Genomic DNA, 15,984 nt, shown 5'->3' on the forward strand with positions numbered 1-15,984 from the left:
GCGTGGGGTGTCGATCACCCCACGCCCCCCTCACGTCACGCCACGTTCAGCCAGGCCTTCGCAGTGCTCAGTGGCGGCGGTACGAGTCGACGTAACCGCTTGCGGGCGTGCCCACGCCGGTGACGTCGTCGTAGCCCTTCACCGCGGACAGCGAGCTGTCCTTGCCGAGGCTGCGGACGGAGGTCAGCAGGCCGCCGGTGGCGTCGACGCCGTTGGCGAAGTCGACGCGCGCCACGGCGAGTCCGGACCCCGTGGGGTTGTCGGTCACGTCGTGGTAGACCCGCGAGCCGTACTTGGAGTAGATCGACGGGTTGGCGAAACCGATCGCCTGGCCGCCGCGCGCCTCCTGGGCCAGCGCCTGCACGGCCGCGATGACCGGCGCGGCCAGCGAGGTGCCGCCGATGCGGTACTCGCTGTACTGCTCGGACCCGTCCGGGAAGGTCTGGGTCTGACCGACCTTGAAGCCGGTGTTCGGGTCGGCGATCGCCGCGATGTCCGGGACGACGCGGTTGCCGGCGGCGTTGTTGGCCGTGGCGAGCGCCTTCGGGACGACGCCCTTCTGGTAGTACGGCTCGGCGACCGTCTTGCTGGTGCCGCCGCCCGCGCCCGAGGTGTAGGCGCCGGGGAAGTTCGTCCAGCTCTTGCCGTCCGCGGACAGCGAGGCCTTCTCGGTGCCCCAGCCGGTCTCCCACAGGTACTTGTCGCCCTTGCCGACCGCCAGCGAGGTGCCGCCGACCGCCGTCACCCAGGCCGAGTTGGCCGGGGTGTCGACCTGCTTCGTGCCGGTGTTGGCGACCTCGTCGCCGTTGTCGCCGGAGGAGAAGTAGAAGCCGATCCCCTCGACCGCGCCGAACTGGAAGACCTGGTCGTAGGCGGCCGCCAGATCCGGCGTCTGGTTGGCCTCGATGTCGCCCCACGAGTTGGAGACGATGTCGGCCAGGTGGTTGTCGACGATCTTGCTGAGCGAGTCGAGCAGGTCGTCGTCCATGCAGGACGCCGCGCCCACGTACGTGACGTTCGCGTTCGGCGCGACCGCGTGCACGGCCTCGACGTCGAGGGTCTCCTCGCCGTACCAGCCCGACGCGTCGCACTCGTCGGCGCCCGTGTGGGTGTAGTTCTTCGGCAGCACCTGGCGCAGCTGGCCGGTCTTCCAGGCCGCGTCGCCGTGCTTCTTCGCGTACGTGGCCGCGTCGAAGGCGATCGTCGGCGAGGCGAAGGCGTCGGTGATCGCGACGCGCACGCCCTTGCCCGTGTAGGCGCCTGCACCGTATGCGGCGCGCAGCTGCTTGCCCGTGTAGCCCTCGACGGCGTACGGGATCGCCTTGCCGTACGCCTTCGGCAGCGTCGTCGCGACGTTCGAGCCGTAGTACGAGGAGAACGGTCCGGCGTTCTTGAACGCGGCGCCGGGGCCCGGGAGCTGGTCGCTGTGGGTCGCCTTGTGCGGGGCGTTGTCCAGGCCGGTGACGGTCAGCACGGCGCCGTCCAGGCTGTCCGGGACGGTGGCCGCCTTGGCCGGGGCCCGGTAGGTCTTCGACCCCTTGGCGTAGTTGTGCAGCTGGGTGCCGAACGCCTTCTCGGCGGCGGCCACGTCACCGCTCACGGAGACGTAGTGCTCGGTCGTGCCGGTCACCTTCAGACCGGCCGCCGTCAGCCACGCCTTCACGGCGGCCACCTGGGCCGCGGTCGCGCCGTAGCGGGCCTTCGCCTGCGCGGCGGAGAGGTACCTGCCGTAGGCGGCGGAGCTCGGGTCGGAGACCGCCTTCGCGTACCGCGCGAGAGAGGCGGCGTCACGTCCCGCGAGGTAGACGCGGGCGGAGACCTTTGCGCTGTCCGAGGTCGAACCCTTGTCCGCCTTGGCGGTGGCCCACGCGGGCTTGGTGCCGGCCAGCGTGTCACGGGCCGGGGCGTCCGCGGCGTGGGCCGCGGGTATGCCGAGCGCCAGCGCGCCGACGATCATGGGCAGTGTCGCTGCCATGCTCGCGGCGCGCAGCGTGGCGCGATTGGATCTCATAGGACCCCCTGTAGGTGGTTCGACGCGAGTGGATCACTCGACGTGCGGGCCACTCTTGCGACGAACACTTCATGCCAGGGGAATGCGAAGACCAAGAAGCGCCCAAGTGGCCGCTTTCTGGGACGGTTTGACGGATACGTCCGTGAAGTCGAGGGAAAACCCTACGACTTGAGCCGCCAAGGGGATCAAGAAACCCGCGCCGAGGCCGGGCCAGGGGACGCGGAGGCCCGGTCGGGGGTCGCGCGGGCCAGGGCCGACGGACCGTCGGCGGCCGGCGCACGGCACCCGTCGTGACCTGCGGCAGCGCTGTCCCGCCGACCTGTCCGCCCGGCCCGGTCAGGGCTCGGCCCCGCGCGCCCTCAGCCTCTCCGCCGACCGGTCAGGGCTTGGCCCCGCGCGCCCTCAGCCTCTCCGCCGACCGGTCAGGGCTTGGCCCCGCGCGCCTTCAGCATGTCCGCCATGAGGCCGATCTCCGACTGCTGCGCCTCGACCATGCCCTGCGCGAGTCGTTTCTCCACACCGACCGTGCACTTGTCGACGCAGCCCTGGGCCATGTGGACACCGCCCTTGTGGTGGGCGGTCATGAGCTGGAGGTAGAGGATCTCCGCCTGCTTGCCGTTGAGCGTGCCGAGCCGCTTCATCTCGGCGTCGGTGGCCATGCCGACCATGAGCGCCCCGTCCTCGCCGCCGCTCATCCCGCGCATGCCCATCCAGGTCATGGGCGGGTCGGACGACACCTTCGGCAGCCCCCACAGGTCCAGCCAGCCGATCAGCATGCCGCGCTGGTTGGCCTGGGTCTGCGCGATGTCGTACGCGAGCCGCCGCACCTCCTCGTCGGTCGTCCGGTCGCGCACGATGTACGACATCTCGACGGCCTGCTGGTGGTGCACGGCCATGTCCCGGGCGAACCCGGCGTCGGCGGAGTCGGCGGCCGGGGCGTCGCCGCCCGTCCCGCCGTCCTCGGCCACCGAGTAGGTGATCGCTCCCGCGGCGACGAGCACCCCGGCGACGGCGACGGCCACTCCCGCGTACCTCACTGCGGCAGCCCGCCCGTGCACGCCGCGCCCGGTTCGGGCGTCTGCGAGCCCTGCACGAACTTCGCGAAGAACGCGTCCACGTTCGGGTCGCTCGCCCCGGTCACCGTGCGCTGGTTGCCCCACGCGGTGAGCATGATCGGGTCGGCCTGGGCGTCGTCCGGGCTCATCAGCGTGTAGGGCGTCTTCTTGACCTTGGCGGCGAGAGCCTCGACGTCCGCCTTGGCCGCCTTGCTGTTGTACGTCACCCAGACCGCGCCGTGCTCCAGCGAGTGCACGGCGTTCATGTTGTTGAGCGCCTTGGTGTAGACGTCGCCGTTGCAGTTCATCCAGACCTGGTTGTGGTCGCCGCCGACGGGCGGTTCCGTCGGGTACTTCACGGTCTTCGCGACGTGCGTGCGCCCCAGCTTCCCCTTCCACGTCTTCACCCCGTCGGCGCCGGTGACGAACTTCCCGGAGTCTTTGGAGTCGGCGGCGGAGGCGTCGTCGCCGGACTGCGACTTCACGACGAACACGCCACCGGCGACGAGCGCGACGACGGCGAGGACGCTGCCCCCGATCACGAGGAACCGGCCTCGTCGCTCACGAGCCTGTTCGGCCCGCCGCATCTCCTCTATGCGCGCCTTGCGCGCCGCACTGCCGGTGGTGTTGGCGGAACCCATGAGGCCTGTCCTTCTGGGGAAAGGGGGAACTGACGAACGGGTCCGCTGATCGTAATCCGACGCGCGGGTTTGTCGTAGACGGGTCACGGCCCAGGTCCGAGATAATTTGAACCCGAGATGCGCATTATCTACGCTTCGTCTCATGCGGCTGTTGCGATCCACCGACCTTGCGCTGCGCGTCCTGATGCGACTCGCGGTGACGGGCGAGAACCCGCAGGTCACTCCCACGACCCGGGAGGTGGCCGCGGCGATGGAGGTCCCCTACACCCACGCGGCGAAGGTCGTCGCCGAGCTCCAGCACATGGGGCTGCTCGAGGCCCGGCGGGGCCGGGGCGGCGGCCTCGCCCTCAGCGGGCCCGGCCGCGCGGCGTCGGTGGGCGCCGTCGTCCGCGCCTTCGAGGGGGACGGCGACGTCGTCGACTGCGAGGGCGGAGCCGTGGCCTGTCCCCTGAGTTCGGCCTGCCGCCTGCGAGGCGCTCTGCGCCGGGCCCAGGAGGCGTTCTACCGCTCCCTGGACCCGCTCACGCTGGCGGACCTCGTCACGGAGCCGACGGGCCCGCTGCTGCTGGGGATTCCCGGACGGGCCTGACCCGCGCGGCGCCCCGGCCCCGGGACGCCGGGGCCCGCCGCCCCAGGTGCGGCCGCGGCGAGGCCTCAGCCCGCTGTCGCCAGCCACAGGTCGGGGCCGAACACCTCGTAGTGGACGTCCGCCGGGGCGACCCCCTTCGCGATCAGCTGCGCCCGCACCGCCCCCATGAAGGGGAGCGGGCCGCACAGGTACGCGCGCGTGCCGGGCGCGACGGGCACGTCGGCGAGGTCGGTCAGCCCGGTCCGGGCGCCCGCCGGGGCCTCCCGCTCGTACCAGAGGTGCACGGCTGCGTCCGGCAGCTTCGCCGCGTGGGCCTCGTGGTCCGCGCGCAGGGCGTGGTGCGCGGGGGAGCGGTCCGCGTGGACGACGGTGACGGGCGCGTCGTACCCGACGGCCGTGAGGTGGGCCAGCATGGCGACGATCGGGGTGACGCCGATGCCGGCCGAGGCCAGCAGCAGCGGGGCGCCGTCGGCGTCGTCGAGGACCAGGTCGCCGTACGGCTCGGAGAGCTCCAGCACGTCGCCCTCCCGCACGCGCGCGTGGAGGTGCTGGGAGACCTCGCCCTCGGGCGTGAGCGCGCCCGGCCCCGCCGTCCCGCCGCCGCTCACGCGCTTGACGCTGATCTGCCGCAGCTCCGCGTCCGGCGCCCCCGAGAGGCTGTACTGGCGTATCTGGCGGGCCCCGTCGGCGAGCCTGGTGCGCACGGCCACGTACTGGCCCGCACGGAACTCCCGGACGGGCGCCCCGTCCCGCGGTCGCAGCCGGAAGGTGACGACGTCCGCGGTCTCCTCGAAGCGCTCCACGACCTCCCACTCCCGCCACTGCGGGGCCCCCGCGGCGCCGCCCCGCTCCTCGCGGAGCCGTCGCTCGAGGGCGATCAGCGCGTTCGCCATCAGCCAGTAGACCTCGTCCCAGGCGGTCGCCACCTCGGGGGTGACCGCCTCGCCGAGGACGTCCACGATGGCGGCGAAGAGGTGCTCGTGGACGACCGGGTACTGCTCGGGCGCGACGCCCAGCGACGCGTGCTTGTGGGCGATCCGGCCGAGCATCGCGTCGGGGCGGTCCCCGGGGTGGTCGACGAGGTGACGCGCGAAGGCGGCGATGGAGCCGGCCAGGGCCTGGCGCTGAGTGCCGGCTGCCTGGTTGCCCCGGTTGAACAGGTCGCGCAGCAGCTCGGGGCGGGCGGCGAAGAGTCCGGCGTAGAACCGCTCGGTGATGTCGCCGATGGCCGCGCCCACCACGGGGAGGGTGGCGCGGACGGTGGCTGCGGACTGATCGGACAACATCGGGACTCCTCGAGCTCAAGGGGGTGAAGGGGTTCGCTCCGTACGGCCGTTCGGCACCCTAATTAAAGTTGCATTTGAGATGCAAATTAAGCGGGGGAGGGAGACGGAGGGGGTCGGGCATTACGGATGCCGGTCCGAGCAGGCAAGATGGGCGACAGAGCAGGACACCCGCCGGACACGAGGCGTTCAGATCCGGGTCGCCGAGGCGATCATGGTCGGCAACGCGCCCGAAACGGGGATGTGGTCTGATGCTCAGGTGCCCGACCGCCGCTCCACGGGACCGGAGGCAGGCGGCCTGACCAGCAAGGATGGGGAAGCGGAAGATGGACAAGCAGCAGGAGTTCGTGCTCCGGACGTTGGAGGAGCGCGACATCCGGTTCGTACGGCTGTGGTTCACGGACGTGCTGGGCTTCCTCAAGTCCGTCGCCGTGGCCCCCGCCGAGCTCGAGCAGGCCTTCGACGAGGGCATCGGCTTCGACGGCTCCGCGATCGAGGGCTTCGCCCGGGTCTACGAGTCCGACATGATCGCCAAGCCGGACCCCTCCACCTTCCAGGTCCTGCCCTGGCGCGCGGAGGCCCCCGGCACCGCCCGCATGTTCTGCGACATCCTCATGCCGGACGGCTCCCCGTCCTTCGCCGACCCGCGCTACGTCCTCAAGCGCGCCCTCGCCCGCGCCTCCGACCTGGGCTTCACGTTCTACACCCACCCGGAGATCGAGTTCTTCCTGCTGAAGGACAAGCCGACCGACGGCTCCCGGCCGACCCCGGCCGACAACTCCGGCTACTTCGACCACACCCCGCACAACATCGGCATGGACTTCCGCCGCCAGGCGATCACCATGCTCGAGTCGATGGGCATCTCGGTCGAGTTCTCCCACCACGAGGGCGCCCCCGGCCAGCAGGAGATCGACCTGCGCTACGCCGACGCGCTCTCCACGGCCGACAACATCATGACGTTCCGCCTGGTCATGAAGCAGGTCGCGCTGGAGCAGGGCGTCCAGGCCACCTTCATGCCCAAGCCGTTCAGCGAGCACCCCGGCTCCGGCATGCACACCCACCTCTCCCTCTTCGAGGGGGACCGCAACGCGTTCTACGAGTCCGGCGCGGAGTACCAGCTGTCCAAGGTCGGCCGGTCCTTCATCGCCGGTCTGCTGAAGCACGCCGCCGAGATCGCCGCCGTCACCAACCAGTGGGTCAACTCCTACAAGCGCATCTGGGGCGGCTCCGAGCGCACCGCCGGCGCGGGCGGCGAAGCCCCGTCCTACATCTGCTGGGGCCACAACAACCGCTCCGCCCTGGTGCGCGTGCCGATGTACAAGCCCGGCAAGACCGGCTCCGCGCGCATCGAGGTCCGCTCCCTCGACACCGGCGCCAACCCGTACCTCGCCTACGCCATGCTGCTCGCCGCCGGCCTCAAGGGCGTCGAGGAGGGGTACGAGCTTCCGCCGGGCGCCGAGGACGACGTCTGGGCGCTGTCGGACGCCGAGCGCCGCGCCATGGGCATCGAGCCGCTCCCGCAGAACCTCGGCGAGGCCCTGACCCTGATGGACCGCAGCGACCTCGTCGCCGAGACCCTGGGCGAGCACGTCTTCGACTTCTTCCTGCGCAACAAGCGCCAGGAGTGGGAGGAGTACCGCTCCGAGGTCACCGCCTTCGAGCTCCGCAAGAACCTGCCGGTGCTGTAGGGGCAGGTCAGAGCGGGTTTCCCGCTGGTTCGGCGAGTGGGACCGACGGTCGCTGACCGTCGGCCCCATGGCGTCTCACTGGCCCTGGGCCGTCTCCGGGCCGTCCGACGTCCGATCGGTGCCTTCGTACAGGCTGTCCACGGCCTTCCGGGCCCGTGCGTCGCTGCTCGGCATGAGGTGCGTGTAGACCCGCAGCGTGAACCCGGGATCGTTGTGTCCGAGGTAGTGACTTAAGGGGTGCTGGGAAGACTCTCTATAGTCATGACACCGCGATGCCGCGCAAGTAGATCGGCCAATTGCTCAGGCGTTTCGAGACCCTCATCTACACGAACGACCAACTCAGCCAGCACCGGAATGGGGATCAGGGAGATCGACCGTGCTCCGGCCTCGCGTGCGATATTCTGCGCGCTTCGTTCCGCCAATGCATCAAACCCCGGCCGTCCCACACACACATAGTTGATTGGATTAAGACCGGTTCCCGCACCAAGGATTTCCTTTGCCTTGTTCCATTTGATCAGGCGAGTGTCATGCTGGGAAGCGGTTACCGATACTATGATAGTGCCGTCTGGGTGGGTGACCCTAATGTCCTCCTCGCCGTGGGGCTGGCGCATGATTCTTGTTGCGGAAACTCCTATATGGTTGAGAGCATCGGTGATCGCTTGTTCAAGTCCCTCGCCCTTTGCGGTGTAGAGGTCCTCGACTATCTTTCGCGGTGTCCCGGCCTGCTCTGAACGGGCCACGTGTCCCGCCTGCTTGCGGCGCAGTGAATCCTCTAGTTCAGATACGATTGCATTCCGTAGACGAGCTACTTGCGCAGGAGTCAGGAGCCCCTCGAAATCATCATCAGATGCTTCAAGGAAAGTCTCTGGTTCATGCAATCTCTTGCCGGAAGGATTCGTGAACAACTTCAGAAGGTGTTCACGCGATACTCCTGCCACGCGAAGGCGAGCCAATGGGGCTAGCTCTGCAGGGAGTCCATAGCGGGCGGCGAGGGCCAATGCTCGGAACTTGTCCGCCAGAGCCTCGGAGACGCCACGAACTTCCGCTGCTTGGGCCAAAGTGTCCAGTAGCCAGGCTGCATACTTCCCGAGATCGCGTACTCGAGAAGCCGCCGCGCCCATATCCCGAAAATCCGACGAAATTGCTCGCTGAGGCTTTCCGGCCATCCAATCCAAGAGGCACTTAGCGCGGATCAAGGACTTTCTGTCATCCGGAGTGAGTGCCCTTCTCCCGAGTGTGACGGCTAGGTTGGAGCCGGGCGAGGATGCGGAGGCCGCAGGGGAGTGTTGAGGGCGAGGATCCACGTCAACCCCGTAGCGACGGCGAACCCAAGGGCGATCGCCGACCTCTGTACATGAAGTTACATCGAAGACGATGTCTGCATCTGTCAGTTGAGTGGCTTCCGCTTGCTTCAATGTTGCCGCGAGCCGGGATGCGCTAGATATGGAGATTCCGGCCGCGCCGAATATCTTCGCCATGGGCGTCGGGTGGAGGTGAATCTCCTCCTTTATTACAAGATCGCTGGAAACGCAGTACGTCACCGCTTCTGTTACGGCTCTACGCAATTCCTCAAAACCACCACCTACGGTCTCGTAAAACGTCGTGTACGCGAACGTAGAGGCGAGGAAGTTAATCAGCTCATCTTCGGTCTGAGCGGTACCTGCACAGATCGCTTCGAAGACGACATCCGCGAACGGTCTTTTAGGTATCTGCGATTCGATCGGTTCAATATGGCCGAGCAGGTATGCGTTGACCAGCTGCCGCATCTCAGCGTCGTGTTCTGCAATCAGGACGGAGAACCCAGCGCTGCTCTGGCCAAGGCGCCCTGCGCGGCCGGCGGCGTTGCGGTACTCGGCGACAGAGATGTTCTGGAGGCTCCAGCCGACCTTAGCTGGGACGTGGCGTGTCGTATCCCCGACGATGACGACATCGCTTGGCAGATTCACGCCCATGGCGAGTGTCGTCGTTGCGACGAGCACCCGTACTTCGCCGGACCGGAATGCCTCTTCGACGAGGCGCCGTTCAGGGTGGGTAAGGTCGGCAGTGTGGTATCCGACCTTAGCTGAGAGGCACAGCCCCAGATCATTGACTGCATCGGAGTCGTCTAGGGAATTGAAACGCTCGCTAATCTCTTGAGAGATTCCGATCGCAGGCAGTTCTGTGCGTAGGCGGCGAGCAGTTTCGACTACCTTTCGGACCGTGGACCGAAAGATAATTATCTGCTTACCTTCGCCTAGGTAGCGATGTGTGATCGCGGAAATTGCCTCTTCGCGATCATTTTGTGCCGGAATCAAAACCTCGGTGCGCGTGGCCTCGTTGCGGTCGAGCATTTCGGCGGAGCCCGAGACCGAGCAGACACTCTGAGTCAAAGGAACCGGACGCTCGGAAGAACTGACCATTGTGGCGTCGAGCCAGGTTTCCAGTCCATTTACTCCGTCCACGGATGCTGAAAGTGCAACTATCTGTGGACGCTTGTCGGCCACTAGTACTTGAGTTAGGAGCATTTCGAGCTTGGCTCCACGGGCACCGTCAGACAAAAGCTGCACCTCGTCGATCACGAGAGTTGTACAGCGCTGAATCAAATCCGGCTGATGAGCGAGGAAGATCATCAGCTTTTCGTACGTCATTACGGCGAGGTTAAAGTTGCCTGCTCGAATGTCCGCGTCAAACTCCGTCCAATCGGACGTGGAGATGACTACCGACAACAGGTGTCCGTAGCGCTCGCGGAATAGCTCGTAATGTTCATCGGCGAGGGCGCGAAATGGAACGATAAAGATCGAGTGCTGGCGCCTCGCAAAAGCCGAGGATGTGGCGGCGAGTTCACCGACAAGGGTTTTTCCCGAACTGGTGGGCGCCATGACTAGAAGATTTGTTCGACCGTCGAGCGCTCCGGCTCGGATGGCGCGTTCTTGGACATCCGTAAACGTCTGGATGTGTTGCTCCCAGACGCTGATAAGTTCAGCAGGAGCCTCGTAGGAGCTGAGCCCAGAAACGTCGAACATGTGAGGCAGGGTAGCGAAGATGGGTAATGCGTGCCTCTCTTTTTGGAGAACGCGGCTCGCGACTCGTCTAGCTGGCTCGATCACCCTTCAGTAGGGTCGCTCTCTTAGATTAGGTTGCCCTTCCCTTACTGCCGTCGACCCGGCTGTTGCTGCCCGACGGCCGGGCCTTCGCCACTGTATGTCCCAGTGTCAGTGCCGTACCGCACCATGGACTACAGACGCCCGCCACCGGCTGGGAGGCCAGACGTTCCCTGGAGCAGAGGAGCAGATCTAACGTGCACAACAACTTGATCTACCTCACCGACGGACGAGGAAAAGTCGACGCCTCTAAGCTCAGCGACACTGCGTGGGCGCGGCTCGTCGTCGACAACCGCGACTCTGTCCGCCGCCAGCTCGTGAAGTGCGCTTGGTGCTGGGATGAGGACCACGTCACCCACTGGATGAAAACCTACTCCCGCAACAGCGGTGGACGCGTGGTCTCTCATCAGCCCGGGGAGAGCGCCGACCACCCCTACCAGGCGTTAGAGAGCGACGAACACAAGGCGTACTGCGACCGCGTCGAACGCGTTGGAATGGCTGAAGGGTTCCAAGCCCAGCGTGAGTCCCGTGCCGACGATGGCCGTACGCGTTCGGATGTGCTCCTCATAGGTGCTCGCCGCCTCTCCTACGAGATGCAGCACTCCCCATTCAAGCCCGGCTATGGGGCAAGGGAACGGACCCGCCGGTCTCTCGCCGCCAAGCGGGATGCGGTTGCCTGGCACACGGACAGCTCCATCATCGCCGACGGTGCTCGCGTCGCCATGCTTCGCTCCAACCAGGCCCGTCTACCTCAGATCGAGAACCCGAGATACGAAGTCCGCATCCTCGGTGGCTACCGAAAGGTTCTCGTTTGGGACTGCACTAGCCGCGAGGGCCATCGGTGCCCCCTTGGCCGCTATGCCGGCTGCGGCGCCACCCACGTCGATTCGCAGCCCAGCGCCATCACCTTGGACGACTTCATCCGCCAGGCTCCTGCGGGACTGGTCCGGCCCGTGTGGCCGCTGGAGCGCCTCGGCTTCTGGACTACAACACACGACTACGAGATCTGGGTGGACCACTTCGGTGAAGGCAGCCGATCTGGTGGCGTCGGGGCTGGACGGCGGCGCCAGTCGGAGCAGCAGGCGGATGGGCACTCGCGTTGGACTGCGGCCAAAGACTACGGACCCGTCGTGCCACAGCCGCGCAACGGCTGCTCTCAAGCCGTGTCGGACATCCCCGATGGATTGATCAACTTGGAGCGAACGGCGATGGAGGAGCACGCGAAGCTCGCCAGCCTCGATGGCGATGCGTACGACGCGCAGTGGAAGGTCTGGCGCACGGCAGCCGAGGACTTCCATACGGCTGTCACCGAATACGCTGCCCAGGATGACGTGGGCATGTCGCGAGCTGAAGTTGAGCAGGCGGTGAAGAAGGCTGTGCGGCACCCAGAGGCGGAGAGCTGACGGGACTACGCCTCTGCGTATGGGCCGGGCCGTCTGTGGGCCGTCGAAGGGCGGCCCAGGGTGACCAACGACGACCAATGACGACTGCTCGGGCGCCTGTAGGCCCTGCATGGACGTCGATCGCGCGTGGTCGCTCCGAGGCCTCGTCACTTCCTGCGCAACAAGCGCCAGGAGTGGGAGGAGTACCGCTCCGAGGTCACCGCCTTCGAGCTGCGCAAGAACCTGCCGGTGCTGTAGGGGCAGGTCAGGGCGGGTTTCCCGCTACGACGACACACAGGGCCGGCGGTCACCGACCGCCGGCCCTGCGCGTGCCCCTCGCCCGGACCGTCTCCGGGCCGTCGGAGTTTCCGCGTTTCTGTGTTTCCGCGCTTCCGGTGTTCTCGCGGTCCTACCGCGCGGCCAGTTTTGCCAGGACCTGGTGGAGTGGCTCGGTCTCGCGGCGGCGGTACTCCTGGATCGCCCAGCCGTTGCCGTCGGGGTCCTTGAAGTACATGAAGGTCGCGCCGTCCTGCGGGGCGAACTGCTGGGGCTCGGTGACGTCCAGGCCCCGCGCGGTCAGCTCCTCGTACGCCGCTTTCGCGTCCGTCACACAGAGCTGCATGCCGTGGTACGTGCCCGGCTGCGGGGTGCCCGTCGGCACCTGGAGGCCGTCCACCAGGGCGATCGAACAGCCCGAGCCCGGCGGGGTGAGCTGCACGATCCGTACCCCCTCCATCACCTCGCCGTCGAGATCGACGTGGAAGCCCACCCTGTCGCGGTAGAACTCCTTGGCGCGGTCCACGTCCGACACCGGCAGCAGGATCACTTCGAGGGTCATGTCCATGGGTGGCTCCCTTGTCGTCCCTGTGTAGGACGTCCCGCAGGCGGTTGCGGCACGCCGTTCCCCCACAGAACCCGAAACCGGGCCGGAGCGCCACCGTGGGGCGGGGGTTACGCTCGACTTCGGACGACCTTGATCGCACGAGGAGGCCTGGGATGATGGCGCCGGGGCGCAGAAGCAGCACCTTCACGCGGCTGTTGCGGCACGGCTTCACCGATCCCTCCGCGGCCGAGCGGCTGCTGGACGGGCCCGAGCTGTACCCGGTGCGCAACGACCCCTTTCTGCTGGAGGCGCTCGCCGCCACCGCCGACCCCGACCTCGCCCTGCACGGCCTCGTCGGGCTGGTGGAGGCCCAGCCCGGGCCCGCCGCGAGACGCGAACTGCTCGACACCCTGATCGCGGCCAAACCCCTGCGGGACCGGCTGCTGGGGGTGCTGGGGGCGTCCGCCGCCCTCGCCGACCACCTCACCCGGCACCCGCGGGACTGGGAGGCGCTGGTCACCTACGAGCCCCGGGACCTGCACCCCGGAGTGGAGGAGTTCGAGCGCGGACTGGCCGACGCCGTCGACCCGGTGTCGCTGCGCGTGTCCTACCGGCGCTGCCTGCTGTCCATCGCGGCCCGCGACGTGTGCGGGACGACCGACGTCGCCGAGACCGCCGCCGAGCTCGCCGACCTCGCCACCGCCACTCTGCGGGCCGCCCTCGGCCTGGCCCGCGCGGCCGCCCCCGACGACGCCGCGCTGTGCCGGCTCGCCGTCATCGCGATGGGCAAGTGCGGCGGGCACGAGCTGAACTACGTGTCCGACGTGGACGTCATCTTCGTGGGCGAGGCCGTCGAGGGGGCCGACGAGGGCAAGGCGCTGCGGGCCGCCACCAAACTCGCGTCGCACATGATGCGGATCTGCTCCGAGACCACCGTCGAAGGGTCCATCTGGCCCGTCGACGCCAACCTGCGGCCCGAGGGGCGCAACGGTCCCCTGGTGCGGACCCTCAGCAGCCATCTCGCCTACTACCAGCGGTGGGCCAAGACCTGGGAGTTCCAGGCCCTGCTGAAGGCGCGGCCGGTGGCCGGGGACCTGGAGCTGGGCGCCGACTACGTCGCCGCCGTCGAGCCGATGGTGTGGAAGGCGGCGGAGCGGGAGAACTTCGTCGTCGACGTGCAGAACATGCGGCGAAGGGTCATCGAGAACATCCCGGTCTCCGAGGTCGAGCGCGAACTCAAACTCGGGCCCGGCGGACTGCGGGACGTCGAGTTCGCCGTGCAGCTGCTGCAGCTGGTGCACGGACGCGCCGACGGCTCGCTGCGCAGCGGCACCACGCTCGACGCCCTGCAGGCGCTCGCCACCGGCGGCTACGTCGGACGCGCCGACGCGGTGCAACTGGACGCCGCGTACCGCTTCCTGCGGTCCATGGAGCACCGCATCCAGCTCTACCGGCTGCGGCGGACCCATCTGGTCCCCGAGGACGAGACCGATCTGCGGCGGCTCGGCCGCTCCCTCGGCCTGCGCACCGACCCGGTCGCCGAGCTGGGCCGGGAGTGGAAGCGGCACGCGTCCGTCGTACGACGGCTGCACGAGAAGCTGTTCTACCGGCCGCTGCTCGACGCCGTCGCTCAACTCGCCCCGGGGGAGACCCGGTTGAGTGCGGAGGCGGCCCGCGAACGACTCGTCGCCCTGGGCTACGCCGATCCGGCCGCCGCGCTGCGCCACCTGGAGGCGCTGGCGTCCGGCGTCACCCGCAAGGCCGCCATCCAACGCACCCTGCTGCCCGTCCTGTTGGGGTGGTTCGCCGACTCCGCCGACCCGGACGCGGGCCTGCTCAACTTCCGCAAGGTCTCCGACGCCCTGGGCAAGACCCCTTGGTATCTGCGGTTGTTGCGGGACGAGGGGGCCGCGGCGGAGAACCTCGCCCGTGTGCTGTCCGCCGGACGGCTCGCCCCCGACCTGCTGATGCGCGCACCGGAGGCGGTGGCGCTGCTCGGTGACGGCGACGGCGGCGGGCTCGAGCCGCGCGGGCGCGTCCTGCTGGAACAGGAGATCCTCGCCGCGGTGCGGCGGGCCGACGGGGCGGTGCAGGCGGTCACCGCCGCGCGCGGGGTCCGCAGGCGCGAGCTGTTCCGCATCGCCGCCGCGGACATCGTCGGCTCCTACGGCACCGAGGCGCAGCCCGTCGAGGCCGACCAGGGGGCCCTTGTGGACCTGGTCGGCGGCGCCGTGTCCGACCTCACCGCCGCCACGCTGTCCGGCACCCTGCGCGCCGTCGTCCGCGAGGGCTGGGGCGAGACCCTGCCCACCCGCTTCGCCGTCATCGGCATGGGGCGCTTCGGCGGCCACGAACTGGGCTACGGCTCCGACGCGGACGTCCTCTTCGTCCACGAGCCGCGGGACGGCGTCGACGAGCGGGAGGCCGCACAGGCCGCCAACAAGGTCGTCTCCGAGATGCGCCGGCTCCTGCAGATCCCCAGCGCCGACCCGCCGCTGCTCGTCGACGCGGACCTGCGGCCGGAGGGCAAGTCCGGACCGCTCGTGCGCACGCTGAAGTCGTACGACGCCTACTACCGGCGATGGTCGCTGGTGTGGGAGTCGCAGGCGCTGCTGCGCGCCGAAGTCGTCGCGGGGGACGAGGAGTTGGGGCACAGGTTCCTCGAACTCGCCGATCCGCTGCGGTATCCGGCGGGCGGGCTCACCGAGGAGGCCGTGCGGGAGATCCGGCGGCTGAAGGCGCGGATGGAGTCGGAGCGGCTGCCCCGCGGCGCCGATCCCAAGCTGCACACCAAGCTCGGCCCGGGCGGCCTGTCCGACGTCGAGTGGACCGTGCAGCTGATCCAGATGCGGCACGGCGCGACGCATCCGGGGCTGCGCACCACCCGTACCCGGCAGGCGCTCACCGCCGCCCGCGACGCCGGGCTCATCCCGCAGGAGGAGGCGGCCACGCTGGACGAGGCGTGGGTGCTGGCCACGCGGGTGCGCAACGCGGTGATGCTGGTGCGCGGCCGCGCGGGAGACACGTTCCCCTCCGATCCGCGCGAGCTGGTCGCGGTGGGCCGGTACCTCGGCTACGGCCCCGGCCGCGTCGGCGACATGCTCGACGACTACCGGCGCACCGCCCGCCGGGCCCGGACCGTGGTGGACGAACTGTTCTACGCGGGCTAGTGCCGTGACCGGAAAGGTTTGCCGAGAAGCTGCCGGACGTCGCGAGCCGGTGGACCTTTCCGGTCACGGCGCCGGCTCCACGCGGGCCGGCCCGGCTCCGGCCTGACCCGTGGGCTGCGCGCGCCCGACCGGTACGGGCGCCGACGGGCTCGTGCGCCGGGCCGCTCAGTCTTCTGCGGGCCTCTCAGCTTTCTGGGCGGCCCTCCGCGTGGTTCTCCGCGCGGCCCTCGGCACCGGTGCCGGACGCGCCGACCCGCCCTTC

General features: G+C 68.6%; 10 protein-coding genes and 1 pseudogene. 5 read left to right on the forward strand and 6 right to left on the reverse strand.

The window, feature by feature from the left end:
• Window positions 1-67: 67 nt before the first annotated feature.
• The 3 genes from ACH4ZA_RS12805 to ACH4ZA_RS12815 all read right to left on the reverse strand — a co-directional run bounded on the left by ACH4ZA_RS12805 (window position 68) and on the right by ACH4ZA_RS12815 (window position 3,707).
• Entirely contained in the window at window positions 68-2,011 is a 1,944-nt protein-coding gene (locus tag ACH4ZA_RS12805; protein ID WP_398429343.1) for a protease pro-enzyme activation domain-containing protein, read from the reverse strand.
• 422 nt (window positions 2,012-2,433) lie between these two features.
• Window positions 2,434-3,033 (reverse strand): DUF305 domain-containing protein, encoded by a 600-nt coding sequence (locus ACH4ZA_RS12810; protein WP_319279281.1) that lies wholly within the window; start codon window positions 3,031-3,033, stop codon window positions 2,434-2,436.
• 11 nt (window positions 3,034-3,044) lie between these two features.
• Window positions 3,045-3,707, reverse strand: coding sequence for a DUF3105 domain-containing protein (locus tag ACH4ZA_RS12815; protein ID WP_319279282.1), 663 nt, complete (start codon window positions 3,705-3,707; stop codon window positions 3,045-3,047).
• 142 nt (window positions 3,708-3,849) lie between these two features.
• Here ACH4ZA_RS12815 and ACH4ZA_RS12820 point away from each other — a divergent pair, with 142 nt between their 5' ends.
• A complete protein-coding gene (locus tag ACH4ZA_RS12820) occupies window positions 3,850-4,296 on the forward strand; it encodes an RrF2 family transcriptional regulator (RefSeq protein ID WP_398429344.1) in 447 nt (148 codons plus the stop codon).
• Window positions 4,297-4,361: 65 nt separating this feature from the next.
• On the opposite strand, the gene ACH4ZA_RS12825 is transcribed toward ACH4ZA_RS12820, so the two are convergent.
• Window positions 4,362-5,582, reverse strand: coding sequence for a globin domain-containing protein (locus tag ACH4ZA_RS12825; RefSeq protein WP_398429345.1), 1,221 nt, complete (start codon window positions 5,580-5,582; stop codon window positions 4,362-4,364).
• 323 nt (window positions 5,583-5,905) lie between these two features.
• Here ACH4ZA_RS12825 and ACH4ZA_RS12830 point away from each other — a divergent pair, with 323 nt between their 5' ends.
• Window positions 5,906-7,267, forward strand: coding sequence for a glutamine synthetase family protein (locus tag ACH4ZA_RS12830; RefSeq protein ID WP_057583457.1), 1,362 nt, complete (start codon window positions 5,906-5,908; stop codon window positions 7,265-7,267).
• Window positions 7,268-7,497: 230 nt separating this feature from the next.
• Here ACH4ZA_RS12830 and ACH4ZA_RS12835 read toward each other — a convergent pair whose 3' ends face one another.
• Window positions 7,498-10,269, reverse strand: coding sequence for a DEAD/DEAH box helicase (locus ACH4ZA_RS12835; RefSeq protein WP_398429346.1), 2,772 nt, complete (start codon window positions 10,267-10,269; stop codon window positions 7,498-7,500).
• A gap of 275 nt (window positions 10,270-10,544) precedes the next feature.
• Between ACH4ZA_RS12835 and ACH4ZA_RS12840 the strand changes: the two genes are divergently transcribed.
• The gene (locus tag ACH4ZA_RS12840; protein WP_398429348.1) at window positions 10,545-11,750 is read left to right on the forward strand and encodes a hypothetical protein; all 1,206 of its coding nucleotides are present in this window, start codon (window positions 10,545-10,547) and stop codon (window positions 11,748-11,750) included.
• A 150-nt stretch (window positions 11,751-11,900) separates the two neighbouring features.
• Window positions 11,901-11,987, forward strand: a pseudogene (locus tag ACH4ZA_RS12845) (glutamine synthetase); the annotation flags it as partial.
• 151 nt (window positions 11,988-12,138) lie between these two features.
• Here ACH4ZA_RS12845 and ACH4ZA_RS12850 read toward each other — a convergent pair.
• Complete coding sequence (locus tag ACH4ZA_RS12850; protein WP_319279289.1) at window positions 12,139-12,573, reverse strand: VOC family protein; 435 nt, start codon at window positions 12,571-12,573, stop codon at window positions 12,139-12,141.
• Window positions 12,574-12,725: 152 nt separating this feature from the next.
• Here ACH4ZA_RS12850 and ACH4ZA_RS12855 point away from each other — a divergent pair, with 152 nt between their 5' ends.
• Window positions 12,726-15,722, forward strand: coding sequence for a bifunctional [glutamine synthetase] adenylyltransferase/[glutamine synthetase]-adenylyl-L-tyrosine phosphorylase (locus ACH4ZA_RS12855; RefSeq protein WP_398429349.1), 2,997 nt, complete (start codon window positions 12,726-12,728; stop codon window positions 15,720-15,722).
• Window positions 15,723-15,984 lie beyond the last annotated feature (262 nt).

This window comes from Streptomyces sp. NPDC020597, assembly GCF_044335095.1.
Classification (GTDB): Bacteria; Actinomycetota; Actinomycetes; order Streptomycetales; family Streptomycetaceae; genus Streptomyces.

What these genes read in the sequence shown, in the direction of transcription:
- ACH4ZA_RS12805 (WP_398429343.1), bottom strand. Translation starts at nt 2,011, where the DNA reads ATGAGATCCAATCGCGCCACGCTGCGCGCCGCGAGCATGGCAGCGACA.
- ACH4ZA_RS12815 (WP_319279282.1), bottom strand. Translation starts at nt 3,707, where the DNA reads ATGGGTTCCGCCAACACCACCGGCAGTGCGGCGCGCAAGGCGCGCATA.
- ACH4ZA_RS12820 (WP_398429344.1), top strand. Translation starts at nt 3,850, where the DNA reads ATGCGGCTGTTGCGATCCACCGACCTTGCGCTGCGCGTCCTGATGCGA.
- ACH4ZA_RS12825 (WP_398429345.1), bottom strand. Translation starts at nt 5,582, where the DNA reads ATGTTGTCCGATCAGTCCGCAGCCACCGTCCGCGCCACCCTCCCCGTG.
- ACH4ZA_RS12830 (WP_057583457.1), top strand. Translation starts at nt 5,906, where the DNA reads ATGGACAAGCAGCAGGAGTTCGTGCTCCGGACGTTGGAGGAGCGCGAC.
- ACH4ZA_RS12835 (WP_398429346.1), bottom strand. Translation starts at nt 10,269, where the DNA reads ATGTTCGACGTTTCTGGGCTCAGCTCCTACGAGGCTCCTGCTGAACTT.
- ACH4ZA_RS12850 (WP_319279289.1), bottom strand. Translation starts at nt 12,573, where the DNA reads ATGGACATGACCCTCGAAGTGATCCTGCTGCCGGTGTCGGACGTGGAC.
- ACH4ZA_RS12855 (WP_398429349.1), top strand. Translation starts at nt 12,726, where the DNA reads ATGATGGCGCCGGGGCGCAGAAGCAGCACCTTCACGCGGCTGTTGCGG.